The sequence below is a fragment of the Streptomyces sp. NPDC058001 genome, from assembly GCF_042886315.1.
Lineage (GTDB): Bacteria > Actinomycetota > Actinomycetes > Streptomycetales > Streptomycetaceae > Streptomyces.
In genome coordinates this window covers 20,325-27,819 of the sequence record NZ_JBHVQT010000019.1, presented here as the reverse complement: position 1 = coordinate 27,819, position 7,495 = coordinate 20,325, and the positions used below count along the sequence as shown (strand labels likewise).

Genomic DNA, 7,495 nt, shown 5'->3' with positions numbered 1-7,495 from the left:
GGACGCATCGGCGCCCCGCCCGCCACTCGCTGTTGTCGGACCGTCCGCTACCAGGTGACGGGAAGTTCGTAGATTCCGTACGCCTGCGAGTCCTCCTTGAAATTCAGCTCCGAGAAATCGGCGGCGAGCCGCAAGGTCGGCACCCGGCGGAACAACGTGCTGAACACGACATGGAGTTCGATACGGGCCAGCTGTTGCCCGATGCACTGATGCGGGCCCCAGCCGAACGCGAGATGGTGCGATGCCTTGGGGGCGAGATCGACCTTCCCGGGATCGGGGAACGCCAGGGGGTCCCAATTGGCCCCCGGCAGAGCCGCGATGACGCCATCGCCCGCGCGCATGGTCTCGCCGTCGATCCCGATGTCCTCGACCGCCGCCCGCCGCGCCAGCAGGTGCGGAATGGTGAGGTAACGCAGCAGCTCCTCGACGGCGTTCGCCACGAACTTCGGATCGTCGGAATTCTCGCGCAGGGCCGCCAGTTGGTCGGGATTCTCGAGCAGCAGCGCGGTGCCCAGCGTGATCATGTTGGCGCTCGTGTCGTGGTCGGCGACGAGCAGGATGTGTCCCAATGGAGCGGCCTCGTACAAGGTGAGCGCCCCGTCCTTGACGTGCGCACCGAGATCGGAGAGGACGTCCTCGGCAGGATGGTCCATCTTGGCCACGATCAGCGCCGAGATGTAGCGGCGCAGCGCCTTCGTCGTTTCGGCCGCCTCCTCTGGAGTCTTGAACCGCGCGTTGGTGACTTTGGCGTGCTCCTGGAAGAACGCGTGATCCTCCTACGGCACCCCGAGAAGCTCGCAGATCATCAGCGACGGCAGCGGCAGCGGCAGGGCCTCGTTCAGCTCCGCCGGGCGGGGACCTGCGAGCATCGTGTCGATGAGGTCGTCGGTGATCTGCTGGATCACCGGGCGCAGCTTCTCCATCCGGTGTCGGATGAACGAACTCGTCAACATCCGGCGCCACCGGGCGTGTTCGGCGCCGTCGGTGTTGTTCAGCTGACGGTTGCATCTCGGAGGCGTGCGCCTTCATGGCCTCCGTCGTGTGCGGGTATCCGCTCATCCGCCCGGTGCGCGCGCAGCCACCGAATCGCGCCCTGCGGTCCTGGCCTCCGACGCCTGATCCATCGGATCCCGTACCACTCCCGCCTCTGGTGGTACGGAATCCGAGCCGCAGCGGTCCGCGGGCGAGGCATGGCGTCCCGGCGACCGGAATCAGTACGCGGCCGGACCATCCGGCCCGCGCACGGTCGCGGCCTCGCCGTCAGGCGGGCGGCCGGACATCGACTTCCTCGGCGTGGGCGACGAAGTCGTCGACCAGTCGATGGAAAAGCTTGGCGAACTGCTGCAGATCCTCGGTTGACCAGTCTGCCAGGGCCACCTCCATGCCCCGGCGACTCGCTTCCCGCATGCGATCGACCGCGGCCAGCCCGGCGTCGGTGAGTTGGACGCGCTGCGCCCGTCGGTCGTCCGGATCCGGTACACGGATCACGTAGCCGGCCTTCTCCAACTGCCCCAACTGCCGCGTGACGTGCGACGCCTCCACGGACAGCCGAACCGCCAGCACGCCGGGACGCATCGGCTCGCTCTCGGCGATGTTCCGCAGGATTGCCGCGGCGGCCCGGTCCAGCGACAGTCCGGCTGCCGCCATAAGACGGTCATGCTGCCGGACCCGGCCGGCCAGGTAGGAGATGCGGGTGAGGGCCCGCTCGATCTCGACGACGGGGGCCTTTGCGGGTGGCGGTGTAGGCATGAGACCACTTTAAACATATACTTGCGTGAGTCAAGCAAAATTTGAGAAACATTGCTTGACTCAAGTAATGCATGCATGCTTGCCTAACTCAAGTAAGGCTGGGGGAGCAGGCCGGGGCCGTTGCAGCGGCGGCGGCCCCAGCGCGCCGAACCCGTGGGGACGGGGAAGGGCGCGCCCCTCGGGCCCGGCGGCGACGGCAACATCCCCCCGCCCGCCGCGGGGCCCGAGGACACCAGCAGTGCCGCCGCGTCCCCGTACAGCATTGCCTCCTCAGTGCCTTCGCAGCCTCGCTGTTCGACGGCACGGCGGTACATCGACTTACGAAGCGGTAGCTGTCGGCGCGACTTGGTGGGCGCCGCCGACAAGGCATGCGCCACCGTTCGCGACACGACTGACTGCTCGAACCGTTCCGGAAGCACTCGCATACCCCACACTGTTGAATCGCCGCGCCCTCGCGGTCGCTCCATCCGACAGGAAACCCACACCATGATCAACGGCCTGCAACTGCACCAACGCAGCCACCCCCGCATCATCGACGCCTGTGTGGCCACTGTTCTCCTTGCCTGTTCCTTCCCCGGCAGCATGATCACGCTCCCCGGCCACGACCTGAGCGTCCCGTGGTGGCCCGGCGTCCTGGTGGCGGGCATCTCCTGTACCGCCCTGCTGTGCCGCCGCGATCGCCCGCGCACCACGGTGGTGCTCACCGCCGTCTGCGCCGCGGCCTTGGCCACGCTCGGCTACATCCTCACCGTCCTGCTGATGGGGCCCCTCATGGTCGCGCTCCACTCGCTGGCCACCCGCACCGACCGGAGAACCGCGAACACGTCCACCTTCGCGTGCATCGCACTCCTGGTGACCACGGAACTGATCGTCGGCCCCTCGAATGAACCACTCGTCCTCAAGCTGGTCGGCCCCGCCGCCTGGCTGTTGCTGTCCACCTCCCTCGGCACCGTGACCCGTTTTCGCGCGGCCTACCTGGAAACCATGAAGGCACGTGCGGAGCACGCGGAACGAACCCGGGAGAGGGAAGCGAGGCACCGTGTCACCGAGGAGCGCATGCGCATCGCCCGCGACCTCCATGACGTCGTCGCCCACCACCTCGTCCTGGCCCAAATCCAGGCCGGCGCGGCCGCCCGCTTCATGAGCACTCGGCCCGACGAGGCCGCGAGGATCGCCGCCGACCTCGGCGGCACCACCTCTTCAGCGCTGCGCGAACTCAAGGCCACCGTCGGTCTGCTACGCCAAGCGGACGATGCCGACGACGCGGACGGCCCCTATGACCCCACCGAACGCATCACGCCCGGGCTCGCACAACTCGCCGACCTGACCGCTTCGTTCCGGAACGCTGGCCTCACGGTCACCGTGACCTCCGAGGGAGAACCGCGCCCCCTCGTCGCCGGGTCGGATCTCACGGCGTTCCGCATCGTGCAGGAAGCCCTGACGAACGTCACGAAGCACGCTGCCACCCGCTCGGCCGAGATCCGGCTCGCCTACTTCCACGACCGGCTGGGCATCACCATCACCAACGGCGCTAGCGCCCCGTCGGCCTCTTATCCGGCCGCGGACGGCGGCTATGGCGTCATCGGAATGCGCGAGCGCGCCCGCTCCGTCGGCGGACGTCTACGTGTCGGTCACCGTCCCGAAGGCGGCTTCGAAGTCGTCACCGAACTCCCACTGCCCTCCAGCGTGCCCGAAGAGACACCAACTACATGATCAAGCCCTCCACAGCGACACGGATGCCCTGCGGACTGCTGCCCAGGGAGCCTTCCAGGCGGCCCGAGTACGACACGAAGCCGAAATTCATCGTCGGCACGCCGTACCCGATCGCCGAGGCGAGGTGCACCTCGCGCGAGGACGTCATGGCGGCATACCGCGGAGCGGACTCGTAGAACTGGCGCAAGGCCGTGGCCGACAAGACCCGGACCGGGCAGTTCGTCCGCCGAGGTCCAGTCGACCTCGCCCCTGGCGCCGAGTTCGTCCAACACCGCCCGGTGCAGCAGGCGCCATAGGCCCGCCTCGGTCCACACCGTGAACGGGGGTTCTGATGCCTGCTCACATCAGCGGTGATTGCTCAGTGCTGCGGAGTTGCAGGTAGTAGTGGTCAAGTGCCGCCCCGGTGAATTTCGAAGAACATCGGCCGGACCTATGGGCAGCAGGGCGTTGGGGTCGGTGAGGATCCAGCCCCCCGCCTGCCATGTCCGGGCCGTCGACCGGCGGCCTGGTCCGCTCCCGTCGGCTGATCGTCGTTGCCCGGGGCGTAACGCCATCCCCTCGGACGACGGCGGGGTGCGTCTTTCGAAGTGGATGTCATTGAGGTGTTGCTGTGGCGGCCGGAGGCCCCGGACACCGTTGGGGGTCGGTGCCGGGGGCTGTGGCCGGTGGGGGTGATCGGTGTCAGCTGATGGCTTGGTATCCCTGCCAGCCGTCGCTGATCTTGTTCATGGTGGCGGTGCCGCTGCTGACGTCGAGGTAGTTCCACAGGGCGTTGTCGCTGCGGGTGAACCAGAGGTCGAATCCCTTGCCGCTGTGGTCGGCGTCGCCGGGTGAGGTGATCAGGGGAGTGGTGGTGGGGGTGAAGTTTGTGCCGGTGCGGAGTTTGGTGGACTGGTCGGCGAGGCCGTCGCCGTCGTCGCCGGTGCCTCGGTAGATGTAGAGGTCGCCGTTGGTGCGGTCGCGGGCGCCGAGGTCGATGCGGCCGTCCTTGTTGGTGTCGCCCGGGGAGAAGAGGTCCATGTTCTGCCAGCCGTCGTTGCCGATGAGGATGGGTTCACGGTCGGTGTCGAGCCGGTTGTCGGGCGCGCCGAAGTAGAGCCAGAGGAGGTTTCCCTCCTTGACGAGCAGGTCGGGGTAGCCGGGGATGTCGGGGGTGCCGTCGCCGTCGATGTCGAGGGGGCCGTCGACGTCGCCGATGGCGAGGATCTGGTCGGCGTTCTGCCAGTGGTTGTTGGCGGGGTCGTAGACGGCGAGTTCCTGGCGGTCGGCGCCGGTGCCCGCGCATGCGGTGCAGGCGAAGCCGTAGCCGTTGTTGGGGTGCAGCCACAGGCGGTTGGTGCCGTCGGTGTCGCGGCGCAGGGCGATGAGGTCTTCGTATCCGTCGCCGGTCCAGTCCCCGCGGTGGGTGATCTTCACCTGGTTCCAGTTGGCATCGGAGGCGAGGGAGGCGTTGTCGGTGACGGTTCCGTCGCCGGCGCCGTAGTAGCGGTGCAGACCGCCGTTCTTGTCGACGGCCCACAGGTCGGGGTGTCCGTCGCCGTTGATGTCGCCGGGTGCGTCGGCCTGTTTGAGGCCGCCTGCGTAGAAGAGGTAGGCGGCGGGGTCGGACTTGTTGCCCGCCTTGTCGAGGCTGCGTGCGTGCAGGTAGTTGGCGCCGGACACCGTGGGCGTGAACTTGACACTGACGCTGCCGCCGAGGTCGGCGGGGGTTGCTGTGCGGACTGTGGTGTCGGTGTCGGTCCAGTACTCGTAGGCGCTGACGTCGCCGATGCCGCCGCTGGAGATGACGAAGGTGCCTTCCGTACGGACGCTGCCGGTGACCGAGGGCCAGCCGTCACTGCCGTCGGGGAACCGGCTGGAGGTGATGCCGGGAGGATTGCTGGGCCGGTTCGGGTCGAAGACGAATCGGCAGCCGGGCGCGCCCAGGGTGGGTGTCCAGTCGGATACGGCTTTGCCGTCGTCGGCCTGGGCCTTCCAGGAGAAGTTGCCGCTGGCGGTGGACAGGTACTGGCTGAGGGTGGCCTTGGGGACTTTGACCTTGGCGACGGTGCCTGAGGTGGCGGAGACCGTCTGGTTGAAGAACACCCCGGGGCCGTCGTCGTGGTGTCCCGTGGCCCACAGGTGGAACTTGGTTTTGACGGTGCCGCCGTCCTTGTCACTGACCTTGGCGGTCAGGTAGACGTCGGTGTTGCCGATCAGGCCGTACGGTGAGACGTCGCCGCAGCCCTTGCTGTTCTTGGTGCTGGGGATGGTGTCCAGCGCGGTGGGTGCGTTGGGCACGGTGTTGTACTCGGTCGACATCACGGCCGACTTGGCGTCGAACTTCTTCCAGCCGAACACGTCCGACTCGTTGGTGGCGGCGAGTTCGAGGCTGATGGTGTTCCACTTGCTCGCTGCCGCGTCCTTGGCGCCGCGGGTGACGTCGAAGGCCAGGTTGCCGGCCGGGCAGTTGGAGCCCCATCCCTTCGCGTCGTTGACCGTGTCCATTTGCTCGCGCCGGTCGGGCCTGTTGTTCCACGTGGTCGAGGAGCCGATGGTGGCGGTGCGCCACAGTTCGACCGGCTTGGCGGTGCACGACCACGACCATGTGTTCTTGATGCGGAAGGTGGACTTGAGGACCTGCTTGTCGGTGCTCCACAGGTTCTTGGTGTTCATCCGGAAGTAGGAACGGGCCAGGCCGTTGGTCTCGTCCTCGTATCCCACGCGGGCGGTGGTGGTGCTCTTGCCGGCACCGCCCCAGCCGGCTCCGTTGAAGTACGAGGTGGTGGGGTACTTCTTGTAGGCGATGGTCCAGGAGTAGCGCGACCCGTCGATGTAGGGGTCGATGTAGATGGGGTAACGGGTGTCCGGGCCGGTCATCAGCGCAGGATCCGGGGTGAGTTCGAGGCTGGTGTCGCTCGCTGCGACAGGCATGGCGGACTGCTGTGCGCCGGGACCCGGTTCGAACTCGTCGTCGTGCGGCGGCGGACCGCCCTGAGACGCGTCGTCGTGCGGTGCCAGACCGCTCTCCGTCCGCTGGACGGTTCTGGCCGCCGGGTCCGGCTCGGGGGCGCCGGCGGAACTGGTGGAGCTGTCCCACATGCGGGGCGTCGGCGCGGTGAAGAGTTCCTGGCCGCCCGGGTTGACGGCGCTGAGATTGCCGTGGGCGTCAGCGGTCACGCTCACTCCGTCGCTGGACATCTTGTACGCGATGGTCTTCAGCGTCGGATCGGCGGCGGCCTGGGGGGTCTTGACCACGAGCAACTGGGCGAAACCGGAGGCCCCGGCGCGCAGTTTGAGGTCCACGTCGGGCAGGACATCCGGGTAAGTGACCGTGTCGTCCGCGATCCGAGGCTTCGGCAGAGTGGTGGGCCAGCTCAGTGAAATGCTGCGGCCGTCGCGGGTGATGGTGGCCAGCGGGTCGCTGCCGCCACCTGAGAACTCCAGTCCCACGGCCGTGGCCTTCGGGGCTATCCCGCCGCTGCTGGTGATGGCCAGGCTGGTGTCGATGTCCACCAGACGGTTTCCCTGCCGCACCCACTGGGCGGTGGCGTAGCGGTCCTCGGTGAAGGTTCCTGAGGGGTTGGCGAACACCTGGGAGGTCTCCGTCCGGCGGGAGGCCACTTCGACCTGTTCGCCCGAGTCCGCAGCACGGGCCAGCGCGGAGGATTCGTCAGTTGTCGACTCCTGCTGTCCAACCGCGGGACTGGTGGGCTCGGCGGCCACCGAGGGGGCGGACGCCGACGCGGCGATGACGAATACCGCGACAGCTGCTGCGGCGATGCGGCTGGGCGAGAGTTTCCTCGCCGTCTCCCGTTGTTTTTCCATCATGCTTCCTTTTCGAATTCTGCACAGAATTTCGCGCACCATACAACCCTGTCCCATGAGGTGGCGAAGGGTTTCAGCGCAAGTCTTCTCGGAAAGATAGCGTGTCCCTATTGGGAGGAATTATGTGTTGCATGTGCATGTGTCACTCACTCTTCAAGTCCGTGACGTAGTACGGATGTTCATGCAGGTTGGCTGGGCTTGCTGCCCGTTTCTGTGGCAGATCTAC

Annotated in this window: 6 protein-coding genes and 1 pseudogene; 1 reads left to right on the top strand and 6 read right to left on the bottom strand. The window is 67.2% G+C overall.

Annotation, left to right across the window (positions count from 1 at the left end; translation table 11 throughout):
- Positions 1-47: 47 nt before the first annotated feature.
- The 3 genes from ACFVT5_RS37690 to ACFVT5_RS37680 all read right to left on the bottom strand — a co-directional run bounded on the left by ACFVT5_RS37690 (position 48) and on the right by ACFVT5_RS37680 (position 1,749).
- Positions 48-653, bottom strand: coding sequence for a cytochrome P450 (locus tag ACFVT5_RS37690; RefSeq protein WP_389898029.1), 606 nt, complete (start codon positions 651-653; stop codon positions 48-50).
- Between the two features lie 123 nt (positions 654-776).
- Positions 777-923, bottom strand: a complete 147-nt coding sequence (locus ACFVT5_RS37685; protein ID WP_389897744.1) for a hypothetical protein — start codon at positions 921-923, stop codon at positions 777-779.
- Between the two features lie 337 nt (positions 924-1,260).
- Complete coding sequence (locus ACFVT5_RS37680; RefSeq protein ID WP_389897742.1) at positions 1,261-1,749, bottom strand: MarR family winged helix-turn-helix transcriptional regulator; 489 nt, start codon at positions 1,747-1,749, stop codon at positions 1,261-1,263.
- 486 nt (positions 1,750-2,235) lie between these two features.
- Here ACFVT5_RS37680 and ACFVT5_RS37675 point away from each other — a divergent pair, with 486 nt between their 5' ends.
- Positions 2,236-3,462, top strand: coding sequence for a sensor histidine kinase (locus ACFVT5_RS37675; RefSeq protein ID WP_389897740.1), 1,227 nt, complete (start codon positions 2,236-2,238; stop codon positions 3,460-3,462).
- On the opposite strand, the gene ACFVT5_RS37670 is transcribed toward ACFVT5_RS37675, so the two are convergent.
- The 3 genes and pseudogenes from ACFVT5_RS37670 to ACFVT5_RS37660 all read right to left on the bottom strand — a co-directional run bounded on the left by ACFVT5_RS37670 (position 3,455) and on the right by ACFVT5_RS37660 (position 7,269).
- Positions 3,455-3,664 carry a hypothetical protein gene (locus ACFVT5_RS37670; RefSeq protein WP_389897738.1) on the bottom strand — a complete coding sequence of 70 codons (210 nt, stop codon included), beginning with the start codon at positions 3,662-3,664 and terminating at the stop codon, positions 3,455-3,457. The genes ACFVT5_RS37675 and ACFVT5_RS37670 overlap by 8 nt on opposite strands.
- 28 nt (positions 3,665-3,692) lie before the next feature.
- Positions 3,693-3,782: pseudogene (locus tag ACFVT5_RS37665) on the bottom strand (IS5/IS1182 family transposase); the annotation flags it as partial.
- 361 nt (positions 3,783-4,143) lie between these two features.
- Positions 4,144-7,269 (bottom strand): VCBS repeat-containing protein, encoded by a 3,126-nt coding sequence (locus ACFVT5_RS37660; RefSeq protein ID WP_389898026.1) that lies wholly within the window; start codon positions 7,267-7,269, stop codon positions 4,144-4,146.
- Positions 7,270-7,495 lie beyond the last annotated feature (226 nt).